This window comes from Stenotrophomonas sp. STEN035, from assembly GCF_056759935.1.
Window position 1 is genome coordinate 15,023 of record NZ_JBRRDY010000031.1, and the last position, 25,252, is coordinate 40,274.

General features: G+C 59.8%; 20 protein-coding genes. 11 read left to right on the plus strand and 9 right to left on the minus strand.

The genetic code is table 11. The features are described 5' to 3' along the window. Positions 1-10 precede the first annotated feature (10 nt). The 5 genes from ACVOLL_RS15770 to ACVOLL_RS15790 all read left to right on the plus strand — a co-directional run bounded on the left by ACVOLL_RS15770 (position 11) and on the right by ACVOLL_RS15790 (position 8,089). Complete coding sequence (locus ACVOLL_RS15770; protein ID WP_481513742.1) at positions 11-1,192, plus strand: cystathionine gamma-synthase; 1,182 nt, start codon at positions 11-13, stop codon at positions 1,190-1,192. Then, complete coding sequence (locus tag ACVOLL_RS15775) at positions 1,189-1,995, plus strand: ABC transporter permease (RefSeq protein ID WP_481513743.1); 807 nt, start codon at positions 1,189-1,191, stop codon at positions 1,993-1,995. Before ACVOLL_RS15770 ends, ACVOLL_RS15775 begins: the two co-directional genes overlap by 4 nt. Then, the gene (locus ACVOLL_RS15780) at positions 1,995-3,335 is read left to right on the plus strand and encodes an ABC transporter ATP-binding protein (RefSeq protein WP_481513744.1); all 1,341 of its coding nucleotides are present in this window, start codon (positions 1,995-1,997) and stop codon (positions 3,333-3,335) included. Before ACVOLL_RS15775 ends, ACVOLL_RS15780 begins: the two co-directional genes overlap by 1 nt. Beyond that, complete coding sequence (locus ACVOLL_RS15785; RefSeq protein WP_481513745.1) at positions 3,328-6,726, plus strand: glycosyltransferase; 3,399 nt, start codon at positions 3,328-3,330, stop codon at positions 6,724-6,726. The genes ACVOLL_RS15780 and ACVOLL_RS15785 overlap by 8 nt, the downstream gene beginning before the upstream one ends. Before the next feature lie 82 nt (positions 6,727-6,808). Further along, the gene (locus ACVOLL_RS15790; RefSeq protein WP_481513746.1) at positions 6,809-8,089 is read left to right on the plus strand and encodes a glycosyltransferase; all 1,281 of its coding nucleotides are present in this window, start codon (positions 6,809-6,811) and stop codon (positions 8,087-8,089) included. Positions 8,090-8,691: 602 nt separating this feature from the next. On the opposite strand, the gene wecB is transcribed toward ACVOLL_RS15790, so the two are convergent. The 6 genes from wecB to ACVOLL_RS15820 form a co-directional block, all read right to left on the minus strand. Continuing rightward, on the minus strand, positions 8,692-9,894 hold the full coding sequence (gene wecB, locus ACVOLL_RS15795; RefSeq protein WP_481513747.1) for a non-hydrolyzing UDP-N-acetylglucosamine 2-epimerase: 1,203 nt from the start codon (positions 9,892-9,894) through the stop codon (positions 8,692-8,694). A 1-nt stretch (position 9,895) separates the two neighbouring features. Then, positions 9,896-10,831 (minus strand): electron transfer flavoprotein subunit alpha/FixB family protein, encoded by a 936-nt coding sequence (locus ACVOLL_RS15800; RefSeq protein WP_481513748.1) that lies wholly within the window; start codon positions 10,829-10,831, stop codon positions 9,896-9,898. Then, a complete protein-coding gene (locus ACVOLL_RS15805; protein ID WP_481513749.1) occupies positions 10,831-11,577 on the minus strand; it encodes an electron transfer flavoprotein subunit beta/FixA family protein in 747 nt (248 codons plus the stop codon). Before ACVOLL_RS15805 ends, ACVOLL_RS15800 begins: the two co-directional genes overlap by 1 nt. 123 nt (positions 11,578-11,700) lie before the next feature. Continuing rightward, a complete protein-coding gene (locus ACVOLL_RS15810; protein ID WP_481513750.1) occupies positions 11,701-13,404 on the minus strand; it encodes a hypothetical protein in 1,704 nt (567 codons plus the stop codon). Between the two features lie 165 nt (positions 13,405-13,569). After that, the gene (locus tag ACVOLL_RS15815; protein WP_481513751.1) at positions 13,570-13,944 is read right to left on the minus strand and encodes an SMR family transporter; all 375 of its coding nucleotides are present in this window, start codon (positions 13,942-13,944) and stop codon (positions 13,570-13,572) included. A gap of 57 nt (positions 13,945-14,001) precedes the next feature. Beyond that, positions 14,002-15,426, minus strand: coding sequence for a UbiA family prenyltransferase (locus ACVOLL_RS15820; RefSeq protein ID WP_481513752.1), 1,425 nt, complete (start codon positions 15,424-15,426; stop codon positions 14,002-14,004). Positions 15,427-16,334: 908 nt separating this feature from the next. Here ACVOLL_RS15820 and rfbB point away from each other — a divergent pair. The 4 genes from rfbB to rfbD are packed head-to-tail and all read left to right on the plus strand — an operon-like array spanning position 16,335 to position 19,753. Then, positions 16,335-17,396 carry a dTDP-glucose 4,6-dehydratase gene (rfbB, locus tag ACVOLL_RS15825; protein WP_481513775.1) on the plus strand — a complete coding sequence of 354 codons (1,062 nt, stop codon included), beginning with the start codon at positions 16,335-16,337 and terminating at the stop codon, positions 17,394-17,396. Between the two features lies 1 nt (position 17,397). Beyond that, complete coding sequence (rfbA, locus tag ACVOLL_RS15830; RefSeq protein ID WP_481513753.1) at positions 17,398-18,285, plus strand: glucose-1-phosphate thymidylyltransferase RfbA; 888 nt, start codon at positions 17,398-17,400, stop codon at positions 18,283-18,285. Continuing rightward, positions 18,282-18,839, plus strand: a complete 558-nt coding sequence (gene rfbC / locus ACVOLL_RS15835; RefSeq protein WP_481513754.1) for a dTDP-4-dehydrorhamnose 3,5-epimerase — start codon at positions 18,282-18,284, stop codon at positions 18,837-18,839. The genes rfbA and rfbC overlap by 4 nt, the downstream gene beginning before the upstream one ends. Further along, entirely contained in the window at positions 18,836-19,753 is a 918-nt protein-coding gene (gene rfbD, locus ACVOLL_RS15840) for a dTDP-4-dehydrorhamnose reductase (protein ID WP_481513755.1), read from the plus strand. Before rfbC ends, rfbD begins: the two co-directional genes overlap by 4 nt. 58 nt (positions 19,754-19,811) lie before the next feature. Here the strand turns inward: rfbD and ACVOLL_RS15845 are convergent, their stop codons facing one another. From ACVOLL_RS15845 to ACVOLL_RS15855, 3 genes are all read right to left on the minus strand, one after another. Beyond that, positions 19,812-20,795, minus strand: a complete 984-nt coding sequence (locus ACVOLL_RS15845; RefSeq protein WP_481513756.1) for an acyltransferase family protein — start codon at positions 20,793-20,795, stop codon at positions 19,812-19,814. Positions 20,796-20,916: 121 nt separating this feature from the next. Beyond that, entirely contained in the window at positions 20,917-22,320 is a 1,404-nt protein-coding gene (locus ACVOLL_RS15850; protein ID WP_481513757.1) for a mannose-1-phosphate guanylyltransferase/mannose-6-phosphate isomerase, read from the minus strand. An 8-nt stretch (positions 22,321-22,328) separates the two neighbouring features. Then, entirely contained in the window at positions 22,329-23,675 is a 1,347-nt protein-coding gene (locus ACVOLL_RS15855) for a phosphohexomutase domain-containing protein (protein ID WP_481513758.1), read from the minus strand. A gap of 176 nt (positions 23,676-23,851) precedes the next feature. Here ACVOLL_RS15855 and ACVOLL_RS15860 point away from each other — a divergent pair, with 176 nt between their 5' ends. Both ACVOLL_RS15860 and ACVOLL_RS15865 read left to right on the plus strand, forming a co-directional pair. Beyond that, positions 23,852-24,583, plus strand: coding sequence for a CoA transferase subunit A (locus tag ACVOLL_RS15860; protein WP_282266866.1), 732 nt, complete (start codon positions 23,852-23,854; stop codon positions 24,581-24,583). A gap of 1 nt (position 24,584) precedes the next feature. Further along, complete coding sequence (locus ACVOLL_RS15865) at positions 24,585-25,214, plus strand: CoA transferase subunit B (RefSeq protein WP_481513759.1); 630 nt, start codon at positions 24,585-24,587, stop codon at positions 25,212-25,214. Positions 25,215-25,252 lie beyond the last annotated feature (38 nt).

Consider the following 25,252-nt stretch of genomic DNA (forward strand, 5'->3'; position numbering starts at 1 on the left):
GGAAGCCCTCATGACGGATCAGCATTCACGCAGCCAGGACGGCGAGCGCGCCTTGTCGCTTGCCACCTTGGCCATCCACGGCGGGCAGTCGCCTGACCCCAGCACCGGCGCAGTAATGCCGCCGATCTACGCGACCTCGACCTACGCACAGTCCAGCCCGGGCGAGCATCAGGGTTTTGAGTACTCGCGCACGCACAACCCGACCCGCTTCGCCTACGAGCGTTGCGTGGCCTCACTGGAAGGCGGTACGCGTGGCTTTGCCTTCGCCTCGGGCATGGCCGCCAGCTCTACCGTGATCGAACTGTTGGATGCCGGCAGCCACGTGGTGGCGATGGACGACATCTACGGCGGCAGCTTCCGCCTGTTCGAGCGTGTGCGTCGCCGCACCGCCGCACTGGATTTCAGCTTCGTCGACCTGACTGATCTGGCTGCGTTTGAAGCTTCGATTACGCCGAAGACCAAGATGCTGTGGATCGAAACCCCGACCAACCCGATGCTGAAGATCGTGGATATCGCCGCGGTCGCCGCCATCGCCAAGCGTCACGGCCTGATCGTGGTGGTGGACAACACCTTCGCCTCGCCGATGCTGCAGCGTCCGCTGGAGCTGGGCGCGGACCTGGTGCTGCATTCGGCTACCAAGTACCTCAATGGCCACTCCGACATGGTCGGTGGCATGGTGGTGGTCGGCGACAACGCTGAGCTCGCCGAGCAGATGGCTTTCCTGCAGAACTCCATCGGTGGCGTGCAGGGCCCGTTCGACAGCTTCCTGGCCCTGCGCGGCCTGAAGACCCTGCCGCTGCGCATGAAGGCGCATTGCGCCAATGCGATGGAGCTGGCCAAGTGGCTGGAAACCCATCCGGCAATTGAGAAGGTGATCTACCCAGGCTTGGCCTCGCACCCGCAGCACGAACTGGCGGGCAAGCAGATGGCCGGTTACGGTGGCATCGTCTCGATCGTGCTCAAGGGCGGCTTCGAAGCAGCCAAGCGCTTCTGCGAACGCACCGAGCTGTTCACCCTGGCCGAGTCGCTTGGCGGTGTGGAGAGCCTGGTCAACCATCCGGCCGTGATGACCCACGCCTCGATTCCCGTGGCTCGCCGCGAACAGCTGGGCATCAGTGATGCGTTGGTGCGGTTGAGCGTGGGGGTTGAGGATGTTGAGGATCTGCGGGGGGATCTGGAGCAGGCGCTGTGAGCGTCAACATATCGCAAGGAGTAGGGCGCTATTCCCAGCTGTACTATCTCTACAGCCAAATGGTTCGCCGTGATATCGAGCGGCGCTACAAATCCACTGCGGGTGGCTTGCTCTGGGCGATCATCCAACCGGTGATGATGATCGGTATCTACACGGTCGTGTTTGGCTTGATCTTTCAGCCTCGCTGGCCGTCTATCGCCAGTTCGTGGGACTACGTCCTTATCCTGTTCCTGGGAAAGATCCCTTACTTGTTTCTGACCGAGTCGTTTGCGTCGGCGGCTTCGTCGATGCGATCCCACTCGAATTTGGTGAAGAAAGCAGTGTTTCCGCTTGCCATTCTTCCTGGGGTATCACTTGGCAGCGCTGCGTATCACGCGATGATCGCACTGCTCGTATGGGTGGTTTTTTATATCTGCATCAAGGGCGCACTGCCGTTTGCAGTGCTGCTGTTGCCCTTGGTCTGGTTGCCTCTGATGATGATTACGTTGGGTGTCTGCTGGTTACTCGCCGCACTGGGGGCATATTTCCGTGACACGGATCAGATCGTGGGGACGTTCAATATCGCCCTGATGTTCCTGTCGCCGATCTTCTACCCCATGGCCAGCGTCCCGCCGGTGTTGCGGCAGGTAATGCAGTTCAACCCATTGAGCTATGCCATCGAGTCCTCCCGCGCTCTGCTGCTTTGGCCGGATAAGCTGGATCTGCTTCACTACCCGTTGCATCTGCTTATCGGCGCGGTCGTCATGACGCTTGGCTACCTGTTCTTCCGCCGGATGAGATCTGGCTTCGCGGACGCAATCTGATGTCAGTTGTTCTTTCTGCTGAGGGGCTTGGAAAGGCCTACCCGCTCAAACCATCGCCGGGGGTCCAGTTCCGCGCGAAGCTGTTCAATCGCAAGCCGCCCGCCATCGATCAGTTCTGGGCACTTCGGAACCTGGACTTCTCCGTGGACCGGGGCGAGTCCGTTGGAATCATCGGCCGTAACGGAAGCGGGAAGAGCACCCTGCTGCAACTTGTCTGCGGTGTCATGGAGCCAAGCGAGGGGCGGGTGAGTGCGCAGGGGCGCATTGCCAGTCTGCTGGAGCTTGGTGCGGGATTCGATCCGGAGTTTACGGGCAGGGACAATGTCTTCATGAACTCCGCGCTTCTGGGCCTGTCCCGAGCGGAAACTGAAGCGCGATTCGATGAGATCGTGTCGTTTGCCGAGATCGGTCGGTTCCTGGAAGAGCCGGTAAAGACTTACTCAAGCGGCATGTTTGTTCGCCTTGCGTTTGCTGTGGCCTCCCATGTCGATCCGGAAATCCTCATCGTTGATGAGGCGCTTGCGGTTGGTGATGCAAGGTTCTCGGCCAAGTGCATCAAGCGGATCAGGTCACTGCGCGAGAACGGCTGTACGCTGCTTTTTGTCAGCCATGACGTGGGAATCGTGCGGACGCTTTGTGACCGGGCGCTCTGGTTGGATTCGGGCAACATGGTTGCTCTTGGCGATGTATTTGGTGTGACATCGCGTTACATGGAAAAGATGTTTGAAGATACCGATGAGTCCGCATCTCTAATGGCTGCCGAAGCCGAGACGGAGTCAAAGGTTGAACTGGAGGAGGCATCCGCGCCGTCTTCTGCCGCGGGTGCCACTCATGCCTTGGTATCAGACTCGCTTTTGGCCGATAGCCGATTGGCGCCAATCAGTCACTGGGGTTCGAATGTCGGTGCGATTTCTTCGTGGTCATTCGAGGGGATCGGTGGCGCGACTGCAAAGGTGGCTGAGTATGGCGACACGCTTCGTGTACGCGTGAGGATTTGCCTGCCAGAACAGATTGATCCCGCGCACGTGGCGCTGTCGATGTCGGTGAAGGACCTGCGGGGAACGGATTTATTCGTGGTGTCGACTCATGACGAGAATCCCATGCTGTTTTCTGGCCGCACGGGGGAAGTCGAGGTGGGCTTCGAGTTCGTCAATCGTTTGACCGAGGGTAAGTACCTGCTGGTGCTTGCCTTGGAGGATCGGACCATTGAAGCTATCCAGTACTTCGAGTATGTCGAGGGGGCGCACTACTTCTCTGTTACCAGTCGCGTACGGCGTTTCGGAATCTTCAATATCCCAGCAGCAATTACCGTTAAGCAGGAGAAATTCACTAATGTCTGATGTGAATGACAAGGAATACTGGGACCAGCGATTCAAGGAGAACTGGATCGAACGCCGTGGCAGGGAGCAGAGCCGGTTTTTTGCACGTCTCGGTGTTGGGCTCCTTCCAGATTGGTTGAAGTGGTCGATGGCTTCGGAGAGGCTCAGTCTGCTCGACTGGGGCTGTGCGCTTGGAGACGGGACCGACGTGCTGGCCCAGTCCATCAGCGGTGCCGTCGTGACGGGTTGTGATTTCTCGCCAGCGGCGATTGATGACGCAGCCGGGCGTTATCCGAATATTGAGTTCCAGTGCTTTGACGTCGCTGCAGCGGAGCTTGATAGGAAGTGGGACTTCGTCTTCAGCTCAAATACGCTGGAGCATTTTTACAAGCCATGGGAAATGCTCGACGCGGTTTCGCGGATCGCGCGGATGGGTATCGTCCTGCTGATTCCCTATGAGGAATATCTCAGGATCGAGGAGCACTTCTATACCTTTGAGGCAGGCAATATTCCCTTCCGCCTCGACGGCGATTTCTTCCTTGCCTACCATCGAATCGTCGATGGCGCGTCAATTCCCGAGACCGAGTGGGCGGGCAAGCAGATACTTCTTGTTTATCTGCGGAATGATGCACCGGTTGCAGCGAGGATCAAGCTCGGGCACATCGCCGTGCCGGTTGCGCTGCGCCCCGACGTGCAGAACGAGGGTGAAGACGCACTGATCAACGCGTTGATCCAGGAGCGTCATCAGTCGGTGCAGCAGCGTCTTATGATCGCTGAGCTTGAGGGGCGCGTCAGCTATGAGCAGAGCGTCGCCATGAACCGGATCGAAGAGCGTGATCGGCTGACCGCAGAAGTCCAGAGCCTGCAAGAAGCAGTCTCCAAGGCTGAAGCTCTCGCAAATCACCTGGCGGCAGCGATCCAGGAATCTGAAGATGCGCAAGTGGTAGCGCCGATCCCGGACCCTGCAGATGGCCAAGTGGTGGCGCCGATCGCGGAACCTGCGGATGGCCAAGTGGTAGCGCCGATCCCGGACCCTGAAGAAGCGCAAGTGGTGGCTTCGATCGTGGAACTTGCGGATGGCCAAGTGGTAGTGCCGATCCCGGACCCTGAAGAAGCGCAAGTGGTGGCGCTGGTCGCGGAGCCGGAGGTTGTCCAACTGGTAACTCCGAGCACAGAGCAGGAGGTTGCTCAGGCGGAGATCTTGATCCCGGAGCCTGAAGTCGCCAATCCAACCGTTCTCGATGAACCGTTGAAGCGGAGCATTGGCACTGTATTGCCGGAGTCGGCGATTGATGCCGGTGTCGGTGCTGATGCCGCTGTCACCCGCGCATCAATCCGTCGCGCAGCCGATCTAGCCAGGAATCTTTCTTCCTACGCATCGGATGTCACCGCGCAGCGCGATGAACTGATCAAGCAGATTGAGCAGCTCCGAACCAGCAGAAGTTGGCGCCTGACCGGACCGTTGCGACGCGTGATAGCTCGCTTGCGTGGGCATGCGGATGGATCCGAGCTTCCGGCGGCTGCGAGTGTGCAGGGACCAGACGGACGGTTTGAGCACTTCCGGTCGGAACTGGTGGAGGTGAAGAAGACGCTGGATGACCTAAGCCCGGCAATGAAGGCAGGTCGCAGGATCTTCGTCTTCACTGGCGTTCCTTTCGATGATATCGGGGGAGGGCAGCGTGCAGCCCAGCTGACCCGTGTTCTACTTGAGCGCGGCGAACAAGTGACTTACGTGTACGCGTATCGCAAGTGGGAGGGCGGCGCTCCCGTCGAAAGCACTTTCACGACTGAAGGTCTGACCCATCTCTTCCTCGACAGGATTTCTGGTCAGGACATCGTGGCCGGGATATCGTCCAATGATGTGGCTATATTCGAGATGCCTCACAAGGGCTTCATGCCCTACTTCGAACGTATTGGCGAAGTGGGGGGGCAACGTGTCTTTGAACTTATCGATGCATGGGATAGCTCCCTTGGTGGCGACTGGTTTGATGAGGCGGTGATGTCGAAGTACATCGCCGAGAGCGAGATTGTCGTTGGTACCGCAAAGGTGCTCAGGGACAAGCTCGTGGCAGCGGGGCGAGGCGATGCGCTCTATCTACCCAATGCTGCGAATGAGCGAATCTTTGACTCCTACAAGGAGTACGCCTGCCCGGCGGAAATCGATTCGAGCAAACGTGCTTTGCTCTATTTTGGGTCTCTCTACGGAGAGTGGTTCGACTGGGATGCCATCAGTCTGGCGGCGAAGCGGATCGGAAGCGGAGCGAACATTTATCTGATTGGTGATGCTCCGGCTGGTCGGGTTGTGGACTCAAACGTGCACTTCCTCGGAAGCAAGAACATCGATGAGCTGCCGGCCTACCTTCGCCATTGTGATGCGGCGCTGCTACCCTTTATTCCGGGGCACATTTCCGATGCGGTGTCGCCGATCAAGGTCTTTGAGTACCTGGCCATGGGCGTTCCAGTGATAGCCAACGCGTTGCCGGAGCTGGAGGGCTATCCAAATGTGTTCATTGCGCGGGATGGTCAGCATTTTGCCGAATTGTGCGCCGAAGGCGTGCAGGCCGATGCTGCCAAGGTGGACAGCTTCCTCATGCGGAATTCCTGGGCTAGCCGCGCCGACGCAATCCTGCCTCCACGAGGATTTGGCAAGATAGTTAGTGCGATCGTGCTTATCCACAACAACGCAAGGATCATCGAGCGCTGCATTTCCAGCCTGAGACTCCACGGGCAGGAGTACCTGCGCGAGATCATTGTTGTCGACAACGCAAGCACCGATGGCGGTGCGGATCTGGTCGAATCCTTGTTCCCAGATGTATTGGTGCTCAGGAGCCCGAAGAACGGGTGCAGTTCCGGTCGGAATCTGGGTGTCCGGCATGCGAGCGGTTCAATAGTTGCCTTCTTCGATTCGGATCAGTGGCTGACTAACCGAGGTTCCTTCGAAGAAGCGTTGTCGATTCTGCAATCCAATCCAAGTATTGGGGCAGTTGGTTGGGCTGCCGGTTGGTTCAATGCCGGTGTCGAGAGCGTGGGAGGTCCGATTGCGGATTACCTGCCCGCGCGGGGCACCTTGACAGGGGAGTATCGGGAACTGGGCTACAGGACGGATATCGCCTACCTCGGCTCCGGCGGGATGTTCCTGAGGCGGAATACGTTCGACTTGGTCGGTGGGTTTGATGAAGCGTACGACCCGACATGCTTCGAAGATACCGATATCTCCTTTGGTGTACTGAACGCCGGTTACCATCTGGCTTACCGCGATTTGCAGGGGGTGCGGCATCAACCCCATCAGACCACCGCCGCCAGCGCTGGTTCGGAGAGCTACGCGGCGTTGTTCCTGAAGAACTCGCGCTACTTCAAGGAAAAGTGGGGGCATCGCCCGAACTACTTCTTCAACGTTCCTCCTCAAGAGTGAGTTACCGGGCTGCCAACGTTTGGGGCGTTGGCAGCTAATTGACCACAGCTTCAGGCCGAGTTCGTTGGTGTCGGACGCAATAATGCGCATTCTCGTATTCAGTTATGAATTCCTTCCATCGGATACGCCGCAGGCACTTCGTGTCGCAAGGCTTATGCGGGAGCTTGTCGCGTGTGGCCATGAAGTGGATGTCATCGCTGCGGCAGGGCCGGTATCGGCAGTTGCGCATGAGGTAATTGACGGAGTGGTGGTGCATCGGATCAATCCGGGGGGGATTGATGGTCTGGTTGCATGGTTGAAGCGTGGTCGTTCCAGGCTTGCAGTGGACCGCGAATCGGCTGCATCTCCTTCGCGCGTGCGAAACGGGTTGAACTGGAAAGGCAGGTTCATCCAGTTCATCCGAGAATTGATGGGCGTGTTCCTGTTTCCTGATGCGCGATCGCTATGGGTGAAGGCTGCGTTACGCTACGCCCGCGCTTGGGTAGCAGATGCGGGAGTACCTAATCTACTCATCGGATCGCATGAGCCCGCAGTGGGTGTCATGGCGGCGCTGCACTTCTCCAAGGAAACGGGAGTGGTATTGGTCTCTGAACTTGGAGATCCGATTCTGGCGACCTACACGGCAAGGCGCTGGCAGCGGCGCGCTTTTCGTCTTGAGCGGAATGTCTGCGAGCAATCCGCTGCGGTCGTGTTGACTTCTGAAGCGACGGCAAGACTTTTCGGCACGCGGCATGGTGTTGCTTCGAAGCTGCATGTCATTCCGCAAGGGTTCGATCCGCTGATCTCTGTTGGCGTAGAGGCCCGGGGAGCCAATGAAGGACTGCGACTCGTGTATACCGGGCGGTTCTATCCCTTTCGCGATCCGATGCCCTTGCTAAGGGCGGTCTCGGGGATTCAGGATTGCGAGTGCATCCTGGCTGCGCCAGAGCTTCCTGCTCACGTCGAAGGGTTTCTGAGTGAAGGGAATACCCACTGCTCATGGCTCGGTTCTGTGCCGCATGACGAAGCGCTGCGTCTGCAGGCAAGCGCCGATCTGCTGGTAAGCATCGGGAATGCCGGGATGACCCAGGTCCCTGGAAAAGTGCTCGAGTATATGGGCAGCGGACGGCCCATCCTGCATGTTCGACCGGACAGGGAAGACGCTGCCGCGCTCCTTATCGAAGCCGAACGTTGTGGCTATGTGGTGGATGCGCGTGTTTCAGATATATCCATGCTACTCGACGACCTGGTGGTCAGGAAGCGTGACGGAACATTGGAGGACGGGCTTGTCCTAGGTGCCGCAGCGTTCGAGAGATTCAGTTGGCGTAGCTTGGGGCAGCGATTGAGCGGAGTCTGCACAATGGTGTATGAAGGCAGGGATTGATCGCCCTGGCCTAGGGCTATGTCACGTTGCTTTTTGCCTTGTGCTTGAGCGGTGACTGTGGGTACGTGAAACGCAAAGGCCAGTACCGTAGCGGGGCCAGCCAGTGAACGGGATGGCGGATCCCATGGTCGGAATGTCGGGGGCAGCATCAGGTGTGGTGAAGAGGGCCGTGTTCGCATTGTTGCGATGGATGCGGCAGATATGCAGTGACGAGTTGACACCTGCATGCGTGCGCGATGCAGCGTCGATCGTTGCCCAGCGGATCTGAACGTTGCAAAACCGTGCTTGCCTGCAAATGTGGAAGCATTCTGTTCCCCAAGAACCGCAGGCCAAGCCGGTTGCGAGATCGTTCCAGTGCTGCTGGGATGGTCGCCAGTGCACCTTATGCCTCGATTGCTCCAATGCAGATTGGATGCCACAGCGGCAATACGGATGCTAACTGGGCAGCGTGATTTCGAACCAGGGCTGTTTCCCCGGTGATGCAATGCCCCATCCACCATGGTTGTGGTTGTTGCGACAGCGAGAGAGTGCTCGCCATGCCATGATTGATTCGCGCTGTCATGCTGCGCTCCGAAGTTTTCCGTTCCGGAGCGCAGGTGCCGTTACGCTTGTGACGTGCTTTCGCAGATGATGTCGGCGATTCGCCGGCCTGCTTGGCCATCGCCATAGGGATTGTGAGCACGAGACATGTGTTGATAGGCTTGGGCATCGTCAAGCAGGCGATTGGCCTCGATGACAATCCGCTGGGCGTCGGTGCCCACCAGTCGTACCGTGCCTGCATCCACGGCTTCGGGGCGCTCGGTGGTATCGCGCATCACCAGGACGGGCTTTCCAAGAGAAGGCGCTTCTTCCTGTACACCACCGGAGTCGGTAATGATCAGTGTGGACTGTGTCATCAGATAGACGAATGGCAGATAGTCCTGTGGCTCGATCAGTACCACGCCCGGGGCGTTTGCAAGGATACGGTTGACCGGTCCCTGCACATTTGGATTGAGGTGCACCGGGTAGACGATCTGGGTATCGCCGCGCGAGGCCAGGGCTATGAGTGCTTCACAGATGCTCTCAAAGCCGCTGCCGAAGTTCTCGCGACGATGGCCGGTGACCAAGATCAGGCGTTTGGACGGATCCAAGAATGGAAAACGACTGCGCATGGCATCGTTCAACACTGCGTCGTTCTTCAGCTTGTCGGCGACATTGAGAAGTGCGTCGATCACTGTATTGCCGGTGACATGGATATCGGTGATTGAGGTTCCCTCGGCCAGCAGATTGTCGCGAGAGCGGCTGGTGGGGGCGAAGTGCAGACGGGTCAAGGGACCAGTCAGTCGGCGATTGCCCTCTTCCGGCCACGGGGCATATATGTCCCCGGTGCGAAGTCCTGCTTCCACGTGACCCACGGCAACCCGGTTGTAGAAAGCGGCGAGGGCGCTGGCCAAGGTGGTGCTGGTATCACCATGGACCAGTACAAGGTCAGGCTTGTGCTCGGCGATGACTGCCGTCATGCCAGTAAGAATCTTGGCAAAAAGGCCGGCCAATGTCTGGCCAGGCTCCATCACGTTGAGGTCGATATCAGCCTTGATGTTGAACAGGTCAAGTACCTGATCGAGCATCTGTCGATGTTGGGCGGTGACTGCGACGATTGTCTCAATTTCGGGTCGTTCCTTGAGAGCCTCAACCACGGGAGCCATCTTGATGGCCTCCGGTCGGGTTCCGAAAACAACCATTATCTTTTTATAGGGAGTGCTCACGATTTCCTGCTTGAATTCTGAAGGGCGGCGGCATTGGCCGATGCCAGCGGGCGATTGCACGTCAAAGCGCGTTTTCCAACTCTGGCAGCAGCGTAAACAGATCGCCCACCAATCCAATATCCGCAATCTCGAAGATCGGCGCATCGCCGTCCTTATTGATGGCGACGATGGTGCCGGCGTCCTTGATGCCGGTCAGGTGTTGGATGGCACCTGAGATACCCACGGCGATGTACAGCTCCGGGGCGATGATCTTGCCGGTCTGGCCGACCTGCATGTCGCTGGGCACGTAGCCAGCATCCACCGCGGCGCGCGACGCACCAACGCCGGCGCCGAGCTTGTCGGCCAGCTGGTAGATCACCTTGAAGTTTTCCTCCGAGCCGACACCACGACCGCCGGAGACCACGCGCTTGGCGCTCTGCAGGTCAGGGCGATCGCTCTTGCCGGCGGCCAGGCCGACGAAGCGGGTGTGCGAGGGCAGGGCGGCATCAACGTTGATCGCTTCGACCGGGGCGCTGTTGCCCTTGGCCGCTTCCTGCCAGGATGCGGCACGCACGGTGGCCACGACGACCTGGTCGGCCGGGACTTCGACGGTGATGATGGCGTTGCCAGCGTAGATCGGGCGCTTGAAGGTATGGGGGCCTTCAACGGACATCAGGTCCGAGACCTGGTTGACGCCGAGCAGGGCAGCCACGGCCGGCATTACATCCTTGCCGGTGGTGGTCGACGGGCCGAATACATGGCTGTAGCCGGCAGCGGCCTTGGCTATCTGCGGTGCCTGTACCTGTGCCAGCGCGTGTTCATTGGCCGGATTGGCGATGGTCAGCACCTTGCTGACGCCTGCAATCTGCGCGGCTTCGGCGGCGATGGCGGTCGGATCGGCGGCCAGCACCAGCACATCGATGTCGCCGCCCACTGCGGTTGCTGCCGACACGGTCTTGGCGACGGCGCTGTTGAGCTTGCCGTCCAGGTGTTCGGCGATGACGAGAATCTTGGCCATTACAGCAACCCCTTCTGCTTGAGTGCGGCTACCAGTTCGGCAGCATCCTTCACCATAACGCCCTTGCTGCGCTTGGACGGCGCAGCGTACTGGGTGGTCTTGAACGTATCGGCGGCTTCAACACCGAGGTCGGCCAGCTGCAGGGTCTCCAGCGGCTTGGCCTTGGCCTTCATGATGTCCGGCAGCTTGATGAAGCGCGGCTCGTTCAGGCGCAGGTCGGTGGTGATTACCGCCGGCAGATCGACTTCCAGCGTTTCCAGGCCGGCATCGACTTCACGGGTGACCGTGGCCTTGCCGTCGGCAATCTCTACCTTGGAGGCGAAGGTGGCCTGCGGGCGGGCCCACAGCGTTGCCAGCATCTGCCCGGTCTGGTTGGCATCGTCGTCGATGGCCTGCTTGCCGAGGATGACCAGGTCCGGCTGTTCCTTTTCCACCAGCTTGAGAAGCGTGCGGGCGGCGGTCAGCGGCTGGATGGCCTGGTCGGTGACCACGTGGATGGCGCGGTTGGCGCCCATGGCCAGGCCGTTGCGCAGGTGCGCCTGGGCATCGGCTGGGGCGATGGTGGCCACGATCACCTCCGTGGCGATGCCCTTGTCGCGCAGGCGCAGGGCTTCTTCCAGGGCGATTTCATCGAACGGGTTCGGCGAAAGCTTGACGCCATCGGTGACCACGCCGGAACCATCCGGCTTGACTTGAATGCGGACGTTGTAGTCCACCACGCGCTTGTACGCGACGAGGATTTTCATGTGCTGCGGGGTCCTTCGGTAAGCAGGGGGAGCATCCGGCACTCAGAAACAGAAACCGGGTCGGGGTACGACCCGATTCTAACTGGCCTAGAGGGGCCATGCGAACGCGTATGGTATGTGTGGTCAGGGGGTTGCCTGCCCTCGGCAGAACTTGGCAAGCCCGATCCAGGTGCCGAACTCCTCACGGCCGCCGCAGTCAAGCTGATCAAGGGGAACCATCTCATATTCGATCCGTTCAAGATCGAGGTTTTCCCGGGCGTGGTAGATAGCCGCGAATGCAATGAAAGAAGGGGAGCGAATCACCACGCTTTCGCCACGTGGATGGTTGCGAATGATCTGTCGATCAGTCGCCAACCCTTGGGCGACCGAGAAACGTTCCAGGTAGCTGCCTACGCCGACTATGAGCAGCAGACCATTAATGAGAAGAACAAGCGCACCTGCTACTGCTAGGCCTCTGATCCAGGCGGCGCGTGCGCGCATTCCCATCAGGAAAGCGATCACCAGGCCGAACTGCAGGAAGGGGACATAGCGCGCCCACCAAGGCGCTGAGTGGATAAGTGTCAGCAGCATTACGAAACCGATGCATGCAAGTAGCACCCACGTATTGCGTTGGTTGCCATGGCGCCAAGCTTCGATTGTTGCAGCTAAACAGCTGATCAACCCCAGCAGTATCGCGAGTGAGAACAGTGGGCCGAATCCGGAATATCGGGTGTCCGGGGATCCCGAAATGAGAATCTCGCCGGCATGGATCGTGCCTGGAATCTTCATGTCAGGTATTTCAAGGCCGTTGGACGACTTTGAGAGAATAGACGTTACCAGTGCCTGTGGCCGCGATTGAGCAAGCATTTCCTTTTCGACCTGCCCGGCCAGGATCTGATCACCGGAGGTAACCGGATAGCCAACGGGTAGTCCTGATACGACGTGATTCAGATATGGGTGTGATAGCAGGCAGAGGCCAATAGTCCCCCAAAGTGCGATTTCGCGGATGCGTGGGCGGAACAGGATGACAAAGGGGATCGCGAATAGTGCTCCATACAACGCCCCGGTGAACTTTAGGCCGGCCAGTAGGATCAGGCTGCACCAGACCAGGGTTCTGACGATGGGGCCACGGTTGCGATCGAGCAGCGCAAGAAGGATCAAGGCGCAGAGCCCATAGGTCATGCCGTCGACATAGTTTGTCGCCACCTGCGCCAGCAGGGGTTGGCACAGCACGATGCCGGCAGTCAGGAGGGCGTACTTCCAACGCGATGCGATCCATTGACGGAACACTGAGGCTCCGTAAAAAACCGTAGCGATCGCCAGCAGGAGGCTGATCGCCTTGGCCGATTCCCAGCCGAACCCATAGTCCAGCATAGCGGCGCCGAACAACCAGGATACGTTGGGGTAATGGCTGATCCAGGAGTCGGCGATATTGCTGTCCCATACCGCGTTGCTGTACTCAAGGGTGTGCTGCCCTTTCATCCAGTCTCCGAGTTCAGGAAAGCGCCATGGATTCCAGCCGTCGTGTAGAGCGACCATTGCCACCTTGTGGTACATGTTCCCGTCCCAGGTTGGATCGGGAACCACGTTGGAGAGCAGTGCTGTGACGAGGAGCAAGGCGATGGCTGTCACGGCGGGGGACACCCAGCGGCGCTCCGGTTTGCATAGGCAAAGTCCGACTGCGACCGCCATCGGCAGCAGGAACACCATGATCGGGGTGTCGAAATAAGCAGCGACTGCCTTGGCGCCCGCTATCGTCACGATCAACGCAACGATGCTGGCGGCCAATCTCCGCGCATCGATGCCCATGACCAAGTCAGTGTCGGCGGCAGCGTTCTGGTTCTGCATGGTAGGTGTGGTCCCCTGGATTGGTGGGTTGCGCGTCAATCGCTGCTGCGACCCATGAGAAGTTGACTCCGTCCCGTGGGTGGCGCGTATTACCCACAGGCATGGCGAGGCGTCGAAATATGGCCGGAGGGAGCATCAGGATGCCGATTCCGGGGGGGTGGTACCTCAGCTCCTGGTAACCAAGAAGACGCCGAGGCAGATAAGGCCGATGCCTGCGATTTTCATGGCGCTGATCGGTTCACGAAAGAAGAAGTAAGCGGCGGCTACAACGATTACGTAGCCAATGCTGTTGAAAGGGTAAGCGAAACTGACCTCTACCTTGGACAGGACATACATCCAGAGCACAAGGCTGGCTGCGAAACAGAAGAGGCCAGAGAAAACCCATGGATTGAACACGATCCTGATTCCGCTTGCCGCGAGCGACAGCAGTCCTTCTCCAGTGATCAACGCCACTGTCGGCATGCCTTGCCGAAGTAGGATCTGCGCCGTTGCGTTCAGAGCGACTGACAGTAGGATGGCAGGGATGTAGGCCAGGTACATGCGTCGTGTCCGGTAGTGTTCTGTTGACGGCTAGGTGAGGCCTGCGGATTTCGATCACTATGTGATCGTGGCGGCGGCGACAATGAGGATCGATATCAGTGCAACGATCCGACTGACGTGATCGCGTGCAGCAAACACGATCGGATCGTCGTGCATGTCGCCGCGATGTGCGATGATCCAGACACGGCTGATCCAGTACAGCAGGACCGGGCACAACAGCCAGAGAATACGAGGGTTGTGATATAGCTCCAGGCTGTCCGGGCTATTGATGTAGAGGGCAAAGATCATGATGCCTATGTAGCCGGCTGCCGCACCCAGCGACTGGATCAAGGGTAGGTCGGATACATCGTAGCCGCGGCCTGCGACCTTCTGCTTGCCGGAATTGGCCATCGAGGCAAGCTCAGTGTAGCGCTTGACCAATGCAAGGCTCAGGAAAATAAACATGGAGAAGGCCAGTAGCCAGAATGACAGGTCTGCGCTGATGGCTACCGCGCCGCCGATGATACGGATGGTGTAGAGCGCAGCGAGCGTTACCACGTCGATCATCACGATACGCTTGAGCACAAATGAATAGGCAAGGGTCGTGATGTAGTAGACCAGCAGCACCAAGGCAAAGGCGGGACTGGTCCATAGTGCCAGCGCAAACCCGGCCAGGGTCAACAATGGTGCCGCCAGTAGACCGTGCAGCAGCGGTAGATCGCCGGCAGCAAAAGGACGCTTGCGCTTGCGCGCGTGCTGCCGATCCGGAGCCAGGTCGAGCAGGTCATTGAGCAGGTAAACGCCCGATGCGCACAGCCCGAACGCGACGAAGGCGGTCGCCGCATCCAGCACCGAAGGAAGGTCGAAGAACCGGTGGGCGGTCAGCAGTGGTACCAAGACCAAGAGATTCTTGGCCCATTGATAAATGCGCAGTGCCTTGATCCAGGCGCGAAGCCCGCCGCCGTATGCCGGCCAATGTGTGAGGACGCTGGTGACGCCGGATGCTGCCGTCGCCAAGCCAGTCCCCGCATTGACTACGTAGGCGCCTGCCGCGTGCTTCCATACCTGCAGGTCCACGCTTGCGTTTCCCATATAGTCGTACTGACCGGTGCCAAAGCGCGAATTAAGTGCTTCGGCCTTGTGGTGTCCGGCCAGATTGAGCCGTCCATCGCTGGCCATGACTTCGTCGAACACACCAAGATGGGTGGCGATGGCATCAACAAGCTCTTTGTCCGAGGCCGAACAGAGGACCCGGGGGCGCTGTTGCGTCGTCTGCAGCGCTTCCAGCACACGCGGGTCGTACGGCAGATGCTCGATTGAAAGTGACACCCGGGAGGCGATCTCGCGCTTGAGCGCAGCCTTGCCGCGGAGCAGCCAGAACGGCAGAAGGAAGAGATACAGGGGGTTGCTTGCTAACAGCGTCAGCAGGGACTCATACAGCAGGTCTGATCGCAGCAGTGTGCCATCCAAGTCTACGCAAAGTGCGTGGTCAGTTCGTTGCATTCGATAGCCGCCGGGTTTTTGTATGCTTCAGACTCGAATCGGGAAGCCTGAATTCGCGGCAAAGTATAGCTGTTGGTACCGCGATCGACATGGGCATGGCCTGTGATTCGTTCGTCATGCCGCCCATACGCCATTCTTTGGTGTCGTGCTTTGCACGCGTAGGCGACCCATCTCTCGTCCTTCGTTGCCCGCAGGAACGTGCTCCTGCCGTGGATCGTATGCAACGAAGCTTTGTTTGAACGTGTTGCCGCCGTCTGGGCTAGCCGTAGGGGCGCGATGATGCTCAACACAACGGCCTGAATCTGGCCGCAACCTAGCAGCCACTGGGCATGCTGCCGCGGTCCTGTCCAGATTTCTGTGTTTCCAGCGAGAGGCCGGCTTGCGCGCGGGTTTGTTCGGCAGGGGCGGTGAGGATGCCAAGATTCTGAAGTGGATGCTTGCTGCAGGCGGAGCCCCGCGTTCCCTAGACCTGGATTGGATGTGCTGGCATCCCAGCGACTTGCCGCAATGAGGATAGAGAGGGGGGCGGCCAGCTTCGCCCCGGCTGGCTAGGTGTATTGGCCCTTTAGCGATGTTGACGGGCCTCTCGGGTTGGAGTGGGTTGTCTGTGGATGGTTTCCTTTCTCGCGCTGTTCTGCGATCGGTGGGGCGCTCAGGCTGTTGCCGAGGCTGCGGCAGCTCACGCGCTGGCTCAATAGTTGCCGTCGGGGATGGTGCTCCTTGGGACTATCTATCACTGCTCCTAGAGGATCGGGGGGTAATTGATCCTTACAATGGCGGAAAAACTGTTGCTGGCGGCCTGCGGGCATGTCGGGGTCATGCACCGGTTGACCCGGGAAAGGTATTCTCTACGTTCTGAAAGCGCAGCCGGACCCGGATGTGCAATCCCTGAATCTGGAGAACGGATGGTGTCCACATGGCTCGTCACCGGCGGTGCCGGTTTCATCGGCGGCAATTTTGTCCTCGAGGCCGTTGCACGTGGTATCAAGGTCATCAACCTTGATCTGCTGACCTATGCAGGCAATCTGAGCACTCTTGCGAGTCTTGAGGGTGTTCCCGATCATGTCTTCGTGCAGGGCGACATCGGAGATCGTGCGCTGCTGATGCGGTTGCTGACTGAGCATCAACCGGATGCGGTGTTGAATTTTGCGGCGGAAAGCCACGTCGACCGCTCCATTGACGGACCGGCAGCGTTCATCCAAACCAATGTGGTCGGCACCCTTGGTTTGCTGGAGGCGGTGCGTGACTACTGGAAGGCACTCCCGGCAGACAAGGCCGCGGCGTTCCGATTGCTGCACGTTTCTACCGACGAGGTCTATGGCACGTTGGGCGAGACTGGAAAATTCTCCGAGATCACTGCGTATGCCCCCAACTCTCCGTACTCGGCGTCGAAGGCCGCATCCGATCATCTGGTGCGAGCTTTCCACCATACCTATGGGCTGCCGGTGCTGACCACCAACTGCTCAAACAACTACGGCCCGTATCATTTCCCGGAGAAGCTCATTCCCTTGGTGATCACCAAGGCATTGGCCGGTGAGTCGCTGCCGGTATATGGCGATGGCATGCAGGTGCGGGATTGGCTGTTCGTTTCCGATCACTGTGAGGCGATCCGTACGGTGCTGGCCAAAGGGCGGGTCGGGGAGACGTATAACGTGGGCGGCAACGCGGAGCGGCAGAACATCGAGGTGGTGCAGGCAATCTGTGAATTGCTTGATGAGCGTCATCCGCGCGCGGATGGCACACCGCGTAGCAGCCAGATCACCCACGTGGTTGATCGCCCTGGACATGACCGTCGCTATGCGATTGATGCCTCCAAGTTGAAGGATGAGCTGGGCTGGGAGCCGCGCCATTCCTTCGAGGAGGGCATCGCCCTCACTGTTGACTGGTTTCTGGCCAATCAGGCATGGGTGAACGGCGTGCTGGACGGCAGCTATCGTCTGCAGCGAATTGGCTGCGGCGAGGTGGCATGACATGAGTCAGCGTAAGGGCATCATCTTGGCCGGTGGGTCAGGAACACGGCTATATCCGATCACGCAGGGTACTAGCAAGCAGCTACTGCCGGTCTATGACAAGCCGATGATCTATTACCCGTTGAGCGTGCTGATGATGACTGGCATCCGCGAGGTGTTGGTGATCAACACGCCGCATGAGCAGGCCTTGTTCCGCAGCCTGCTCGGCGATGGCTCCCAGTGGGGCATGGACATCCGGTACGCGGTGCAGCCGAGTCCTGACGGATTGGCCCAGGCCTACGTGATCGGTCGTGAATTCGTCGCCGGGCAGCCCAGTTGCCTGGTCCTTGGTGACAATATCTTCCACGGCACCGGCCTGCGGGAGATGTTGCGGCGCGCGGATGCACGTGCGCAGGGCGCCACGGTGTTCGGCTACTGGGTCAATGACCCGGAGCGTTACGGCGTGGCCGAGTTCGACAAAGATGGCAAGGTTGTTGGGTTGGTCGAAAAACCCACGCAGCCGCGCTCCAACTATGCGGTTACCGGCCTGTACTTCTACGACGGCAAGGCAGGTGACTACGCCGCAGAACTCCAGCCCTCGATACGTGGTGAGCTGGAGATCACCGACCTCAATCAGCGTTATCTCGACGAAGGCGATCTGCACCTTGAGCCGCTTGGTCGCGGCTATGCCTGGCTGGATACCGGTACCCATGCGTCCTTGCTGGAGGCCTCCAATTTCATCGAAACCTTGCAGACACGGCAGGGTCTGCAGGTGTGCTGTCCGGAAGAGATCGCCTTCGGGCAAGGCTGGATCAGTGCGGAACAGCTCGAGGAACTGGCCGCCCCACTATTGAAGAATGGATATGGCCAGTATCTGCAGAAGCTGCTGCAACGGGGTATTGTTCCATGAAAGTGATTGAAACCAAGTTGCCCGGCTGTGTGGTCATCGAGCCGACGGTATTCGGTGATGAGCGCGGCTTCTTCTTCGAAACTTGGAATGCAGAGCGTTTCAAGGCACATGGATTGCCGGACCGGTTCGTACAGGGCAATGTCTCCTCCTCCAGCAAGGGCGTGCTGCGCGGGCTGCATTATCAGTGGCCGCGCCCGCAGGGCAAGCTGGTCAGCGTGCTGGAAGGCGAGGTCTACGACGTGGCGGTGGATATCCGCCTTGGTTCACCCACCTTCGGCCAATGGGATGCCGTGGTGCTGAGTGCTGAAAACAAGCGCCAGCTCTGGATCCCGGAGGGATTCGCACATGGCTTCGCCGTGTTGTCCGAACATGCAGTGTTCAGCTACCTGTGTACCGAGGTGTACCTAAAGGAATTCGACGCAGGCGTGCGTTGGAACGATGCCGATATCGCCGTGGACTGGCCGATCAGCGCCCCGACCCTGTCCGGCAAGGATGAGGTCGCGCCCTTTCTGAGGGATATCCGCGAAGATCTACTTCCGGTTTACGTCCCATGACCGTGCTGGTGTTCGGTGGCAACGGCCAGGTCGGCCAGGAGTTGCTGCGTGCATTGCACGGCGTGGATGACGTTGTGGCGACCACGCGCAGTGGTCGTCTGCCCGATGGATGTGATTGCGAAACGGCCGATTTCGCCCAGCCGGAGCATCTGACGGCTTTCCTCGACCGTGTTTGCCCCGACGTGGTGATCAACGCGGCTGCCTATACCGACGTGGATCGTGCGGAGCTGGAACCGGAAGCTGCGTTTGCCGCCAATGCACGGGCTCCGGGAGTGATCGCACGCTGGTGCGCTTCACACGATGTACCGATGGTGCATTACTCCACCGACTACGTATTCGATGGGCAAGGCAGGGCACCGTATCGTGAGGACGGGACGACCGCACCGCTAGGTGTCTACGGCATCAGCAAGCGGGACGGCGAGGACGCTGTGCGCGCAGCCGGTGGCCGGCATTTGATCTTCCGTACCGCGTGGGTGTACGCCTCGCATGGCCGGAATTTCCTGCGCACGATGCTGCGGCTTGGGGCCGAGCGTGGTGCGCTACGCGTGGTTGCTGATCAGATCGGCACGCCAACCAGTGCAACTTTGATTGCCGAAATCACCCTGAAAGCTCTACGGCATCCGGGCAGGCTGTCCGGTACCTGGCACCTGACAGCTTCGGGGCAGACCAGTTGGCATGGCTTTGCCGAGGCGATATTTGCCGAAGCGTTGGCTGCGGGGTTGATGGCAGATACGCCGATGGTCGAGGCGATTTCTAGTGCGGACTACCCAACTCCAGCCAAGCGGCCATCGTGGTCGGTGCTGGATAATCGCAAGCTGCGCCGAGATTTCGGCATCGTGTTGCCCGCTTGGCGGGACGGCTTGAAGCAGGTGCTGCTGGAACTGGCTGTGCCGGGCCCAGCAGCATCTTCGTGAGCGGAGGGGGTGGTGGCTGATTCACACATGTTCCCTGCCGCGAGCCGGCAGTCTATGCTCAGGTAGTGCTGCTCATGGGTGGGTGGGCGACTTTCCTGCGGCCAAGCATCAGATTGAGCAACGGCTTTTCGATGAAAAGATATGCGATCACGCCTGCTGCGACCGAGAGCGCCACTGCAAACAGGACGGCGCCGACCTGCGGCGTGCTTCTCCAGATCCAAGTGGTGAGCCAGATTGCCAGCGCATGGAAGAGGTAGATCGAGTAGCTGGCCTCTCCAATCAACTGGGTGAAGCGATTCGTGACGATCAGTGACGTTTCAAATGCAAGTGCACCCAGAATCAGCAGGATGCTCGGAAGCGCCCACGGGAGAACGCCTTCTGATCGATAGTGGTTGTGCACCACGATTAGAACAAGAGCGGTTAGCAGGTAGATGCAACCTTCCGTCCTGTTTGGTCGATAGCCCGACTTGATTGCCAAGCCGACCAACATGCCTGCTGCGAATTCCAAGATGATTGGATTGAAGTAGTAGGCCTTGACGAGTAGAGGGATGACGCTTCCGATACTACTGAGTGCAGCCAACAGGCAGATCGCCAGCGGAACCACCATGCGTTTGGTCAAAAGCAGCAAAGAAAGGATCGCGTAGAAGAACATCTCGAAGTTCAACGTCCACCCTGGGTACAGGACGGGCATTCCGAAGCCCTCGGGTGGGGGGGCGAACATATAGGACCGCGCAATGTGCGTGGTTGAAGGGGGGATGTCCGGGTAACGGATATAGAAGTAGGCCGCAGCCAACGTGGTTGCGATCCAGTACATCGGTACGACGCGAATCACCCTACGCTTCATGAAATCCAGAGCGGTCGTTTCGGGCCGTAGGGACAGACACATGACGATGCCACTGATGACGAAGAACAGGTCAACACCTGCCGCACCTGCTCGAAAATTCAGGAACGGGTGCATCGACAGCGCGTGGTAAATGACAACGGCAACCGCTCCGACGCCTCTCAGCGCCTGGAGGGATTGGAGGGTGCCAGTCTTGTTCATCCGTTATCGTCCTCTGGCTGTTTGTTTGAGGGCGATATGATAGGTGAACGATTGGGAAACACAAATGCGTCAGGTGCAAGGGGCTGTTGCGTGCTCGCCATACCCCTCCCGGAGTAGTCGATCAAGCTCGTCCGTAAGTATCCTCGAAGCGCACGATATCGTCCTCGCCCAGGTAGCTGCCGGACTGCACCTCGATCAGTTCCAGTGGGAGCTTGCCCGGATTGCGCAGGCGGTGGGTGACGCCCAGCGGGATGTAGGTGCTCTGGTTCTCGGTAAGCAGCAGCACTTCATCGCCACGGGTGACCTCGGCCGTGCCACTGACCACGATCCAGTGCTCGGCACGGTGGTGGTGCATCTGCAGGCTCAAGGTGCCGCCGGGTTTGACGGTGATGCGCTTGACCTGGAAACGGTCGCCGTGATCGATGGAGTCATAGGCACCCCACGGGCGGTAAACCTTGCGGTGCCAGGTGGCTTCACTGCGACCATCCGCCTTCAGGCGTGCCACAACGTCCTTCACTTCCTGCATGCGATCGGACTTGCCGACCAGTACCGCATCGTCGGTCTCGACCACGATCACGTCATCCAGACCGACCATTGCGATCAGGCGTTCGCCATAAGCGAAGGTGTCATGGCAATCGATGGCAATGACATCGCCGCGGTGCGCGTTGCCGTTTGCATCCTGTTCGGAGACATCCCGCAGGGCGGTCCAGGAGCCGACATCACTCCAGCCTGCGTCCAGCGGAACAACGGCCGCATCAGCGGTCTTTTCCATCACCGCGTAGTCGATGGAATCGGACGGACTGGTCTTGAACGCTTCTGCATCCAGGCGGATGAAGTCGGCATCACGTCGTGCCTTTTCCCATGAGGTACGGCAGGCAGCGAGAATCTGCGGCTGCAGGCGTTCCAGCTCATGCAGGTAGCGTGAGGCGCGGAACAGGAACATCCCGCTGTTCCAGTAGTACTCGCCGGAGGCGACGTAGTTCTGAGCGGTTGCAAGGTCGGGCTTCTCGACGAAGCGCTCGATGGCCCGCGCGCCTTCACCGGCGACGGCCTTGATATAACCGTAGCCGGTTTCCGGGGCGGTCGGCTGGATGCCGAAGGTGACCAGCTTGCCCTGCTCGGCGATATCGGCAGCTTCCAGGATCGCGCGGTGGAAATGCGCAACATCACGAATCAGATGATCCGAGGGCAGTACCAGTAGCAGTGGGTCTGCGCCGTCGCGGCAAGCCTCCAAAGCAGCCGCAGCGATGGCCGGGGCAGTGTTGCGGCCAACCGGCTCCAGCAGGATGGCCGACGGCGTGGTACCCACCTGCTGCAACTGCTCGGCGGCGACGAAACGGTGCGCTTCATTGGCCACGACAATAGGGGCCTGGGTGGCGACATCAGCCACCCGCAGCCAGGTGGACTGCAGCATGCTGTGCTCGCCGGCCAACTGCAGGAATTGCTTGGGGTAGGCTTCGCGCGACAGCGGCCACAGGCGCGTGCCGGAGCCACCGGAAAGAATGACGGGCAGGATCTGGCTCATGAAGGTTCTCAGGCGGTGATCAAGGTGGAAATTTCGGCGGTGCGCTCAGCCAGCAATGGGGCATCACCTCGGGTTTCAACATTCAATCGCAGCAGCGGCTCGGTGTTGGAGCTGCGCAGATTGAAGCGCCAGCTGCCAAAGTCGGCGCTGATACCATCGGTGTGATCCAGTGCAGGCGATTGCGCGGCGAAGTGCGCCATTACCCGCGCAACGGCAGCTTTGGCGTCGGCAACCTTGAAGTTGATTTCGCCACTGCATGGGAAGCGCGCCATGCGGTCTTCGACCAGCTCGGCCAGCGACAAGCCGCTGCTGGAGACCTGCGAGGCAATCAACAGCCATGGGATCATTCCCGAATCGGCATAAGCGAACTCTCGGAAGTAGTGGTGTGCGCTCATCTCGCCACCGTAGACGGCGTTTTCCGCGCGCATCTTTTCCTTGATGAAGGCATGGCCGCTCTTGCACAGCACCGGCACACCGCCGGCGGCTTCCACCATCTCGACCGTGTTCCAGGTCAGGCGCGGGTCGTGGATGATCTTGCCGCCGGGGTTGCGGGCGAGAATTGCCTGGGCCAACAGGCCGACCAGGTAATAGCCTTCGATGAAGCGGCCATTGTGGTCGAAGAAGAAGCAGCGGTCGAAGTCACCATCCCAGGCGATACCGAAGTCGGCAGCGTGTTCGCGCACCGCCGTGGCGGTGACGTCGCGATTCTCCGGCAACAAGGGGTTGGGGATGCCATTGGGGAAGCTGCCATCGGGCTCGTGGCAAATCCGCACGAATTCCAGCGGCAGGTGCGGCGCCAGCAGGTCGACGATGGCACCGGCACCGCCGTTGCCTGCATTGACTACCAGCTTCAAGGGCTTGAGCTGGCTGGCGTCGATATAGCTGAGCAGGTGCTGGATGTAAGCAGACTTGTCATGCTGTGCGGTCTGGCCCGCACATGCAGGCTGCGGCTGTGAGGTATCGGCGGCCACCGTGTCTGAAATGCTGAACAGGCCGGTGTCCGAGCTGATCGGGCGCGCTTGTTCGCGCACCAGCTTCATGCCGTTGTAGTCCATCGGGTTGTGGCTGGCGGTGACCATCACTCCGCCGGCTGCATGCAGGTGGCCGGTCTGGAAATAGACCTCCTCGGTGCCGCACAAGCCGATGTCGATGACTTCCCGGCCTTCCCCGCGCAAGCCGGCAGCCAGCGCATCCTGCAACGCAGGACTGGTCAGGCGTACGTCATGGCCCAGTACCACCGGACCGGCGCCGAGCTCGGCAGCCAATGCCTTGCCGATCTTGCGCGCCATGTCTTCGTTGAGCTCTTCAGGCACACGGCCGCGAATGTCGTAGGCTTTGAACGCGGGGAGGGGCATGCATGCATCCTGCTGGGTGAAAGATTGCCTAGTTTAGTCGGCTGCGCGCTCGCAGGCTGTCTGTACGCTGGATGGAAGTTCCACGGTGCGCAAAACGCGCTGGCCGAAGGTCCAAGGGGGTTGCCCCTGCGGTATGGCTAGAATATGGGCATCTTCAGCACTGTGAGTGTGATGCGATGAGCGATCTCTCCCCGACCCGGCAGCGTGGCAAGGTTTTTGCCAGCGCCGCCGAGGCCCTGGCCGGCATCGTGGCCGATGGGCAAACCCTTGCCGTGGGTGGCTTTGGCCTGTGCGGCATCCCCGAGGCACTGATTGCCGCGCTACGCGACAGCGGGGTCAAGGGCTTGACCGCGATCTCCAACAACGCCGGTGTGGATGGCTTCGGCTTGGGCCAGTTGCTGGAAACCCGGCAGATCAAGAAGATGATTTCGTCCTACGTGGGCGAGAACAAGGAATTCGAACGCCAGTACCTGGCCGGCGAGCTGGAACTGGAGTTCAACCCGCAAGGTACCCTGGCCGAGCGCCTGCGCGCCGGCGGTGCTGGCATCCCGGCGTTCTTCACCGCCACGGGCTACGGCACCATCGTCGCCGAAGGCAAGGAAACCCGCGAGATCGACGGCAAGCACTACGTGCTGGAAACCGCGCTGAAGGCCGATGTGTCGTTGGTCAAGGCATGGAAGGCCGACGAAGCCGGCAACCTGCTGTTCCGCAAGACCGCGCGCAACTTCAACCCGGCCTGCGCCATGGCCGGCAAGGTCTGCGTGGTCGAAGTGGAAGAAATCGTCGCGGTGGGCGCCATCGACCCGGACCAGGTGCACCTGCCGGGCATCTACGTTGATCGCATCGTATTGAACGCAACGCCGGAAAAGCGCATCGAACAGCGCACCGTGCGTCAGGAGGGGAACTGAGATGGCCTGGACCCGTGATGAAATGGCACAGCGCGCCGCGCGCGAGCTGGCCGATGGTGCCTACGTGAACCTGGGTATCGGCCTGCCGACCCTGGTGGCCAATCACATCCCCGACGGCGTGGATGTGTGGCTGCAGTCCGAAAACGGCCTGCTAGGCATTGGCCCGTTCCCGACCGAAGCTGAGGTAGATGCTGACCTGATCAATGCAGGCAAGCAGACCGTCACCGCGCGTGCTGGCGCCAGTTACTTCGGTAGCCACGATTCGTTTGCGATGATCCGCGGTGGCCACATCAACCTTGCCATCCTTGGCGCGATGCAGGTCACCGACAAGGGCGATCTGGCCAACTGGATGGTGCCGGGCAAGATGGTCAAGGGCATGGGTGGCGCGATGGATCTTGTCGCCGGCGTGCAGCGCGTGGTGGTCCTGATGGAGCACACCGCCAAGAATGGCGAGCACAAGATCCTGCCGGATTGCACCCTGCCGCTGACCGGCGTTGCCGTGGTCGACCGCATCATCACCGATCTGGCGATCTTCGATGTGACCGCTGAGGGGCTGGTGCTGGTGGAAGCCGCGCCGGGTGTCAGCGATGAAGAGCTGAAGGAAAAGACCGGCGTGCCGTTCCGGCGCTGAGTCGTGTGGATGAGACGATTGGCGGTACTTACCGCCAA

Coding starts and splice junctions, on each gene's coding strand:
- rfbD (WP_481513755.1), top strand. CDS start 18,836: ATGACCGTGCTGGTGTTCGGTGGCAACGGCCAGGTCGGCCAGGAGTTG.
- ACVOLL_RS15845 (WP_481513756.1), bottom strand. CDS start 20,795: ATGAACAAGACTGGCACCCTCCAATCCCTCCAGGCGCTGAGAGGCGTC.
- ACVOLL_RS15810 (WP_481513750.1), bottom strand. CDS start 13,404: ATGCAGAACCAGAACGCTGCCGCCGACACTGACTTGGTCATGGGCATC.
- ACVOLL_RS15785 (WP_481513745.1), top strand. CDS start 3,328: ATGTCTGATGTGAATGACAAGGAATACTGGGACCAGCGATTCAAGGAG.
- ACVOLL_RS15815 (WP_481513751.1), bottom strand. CDS start 13,944: ATGTACCTGGCCTACATCCCTGCCATCCTACTGTCAGTCGCTCTGAAC.
- ACVOLL_RS15770 (WP_481513742.1), top strand. CDS start 11: ATGACGGATCAGCATTCACGCAGCCAGGACGGCGAGCGCGCCTTGTCG.
- ACVOLL_RS15780 (WP_481513744.1), top strand. CDS start 1,995: ATGTCAGTTGTTCTTTCTGCTGAGGGGCTTGGAAAGGCCTACCCGCTC.
- rfbA (WP_481513753.1), top strand. CDS start 17,398: ATGAGTCAGCGTAAGGGCATCATCTTGGCCGGTGGGTCAGGAACACGG.
- ACVOLL_RS15855 (WP_481513758.1), bottom strand. CDS start 23,675: ATGCCCCTCCCCGCGTTCAAAGCCTACGACATTCGCGGCCGTGTGCCT.
- ACVOLL_RS15820 (WP_481513752.1), bottom strand. CDS start 15,426: ATGCAACGAACTGACCACGCACTTTGCGTAGACTTGGATGGCACACTG.
- ACVOLL_RS15850 (WP_481513757.1), bottom strand. CDS start 22,320: ATGAGCCAGATCCTGCCCGTCATTCTTTCCGGTGGCTCCGGCACGCGC.
- ACVOLL_RS15790 (WP_481513746.1), top strand. CDS start 6,809: ATGCGCATTCTCGTATTCAGTTATGAATTCCTTCCATCGGATACGCCG.
- ACVOLL_RS15800 (WP_481513748.1), bottom strand. CDS start 10,831: ATGGCCAAGATTCTCGTCATCGCCGAACACCTGGACGGCAAGCTCAAC.
- ACVOLL_RS15865 (WP_481513759.1), top strand. CDS start 24,585: ATGGCCTGGACCCGTGATGAAATGGCACAGCGCGCCGCGCGCGAGCTG.
- ACVOLL_RS15860 (WP_282266866.1), top strand. CDS start 23,852: ATGAGCGATCTCTCCCCGACCCGGCAGCGTGGCAAGGTTTTTGCCAGC.
- ACVOLL_RS15805 (WP_481513749.1), bottom strand. CDS start 11,577: ATGAAAATCCTCGTCGCGTACAAGCGCGTGGTGGACTACAACGTCCGC.
- rfbC (WP_481513754.1), top strand. CDS start 18,282: ATGAAAGTGATTGAAACCAAGTTGCCCGGCTGTGTGGTCATCGAGCCG.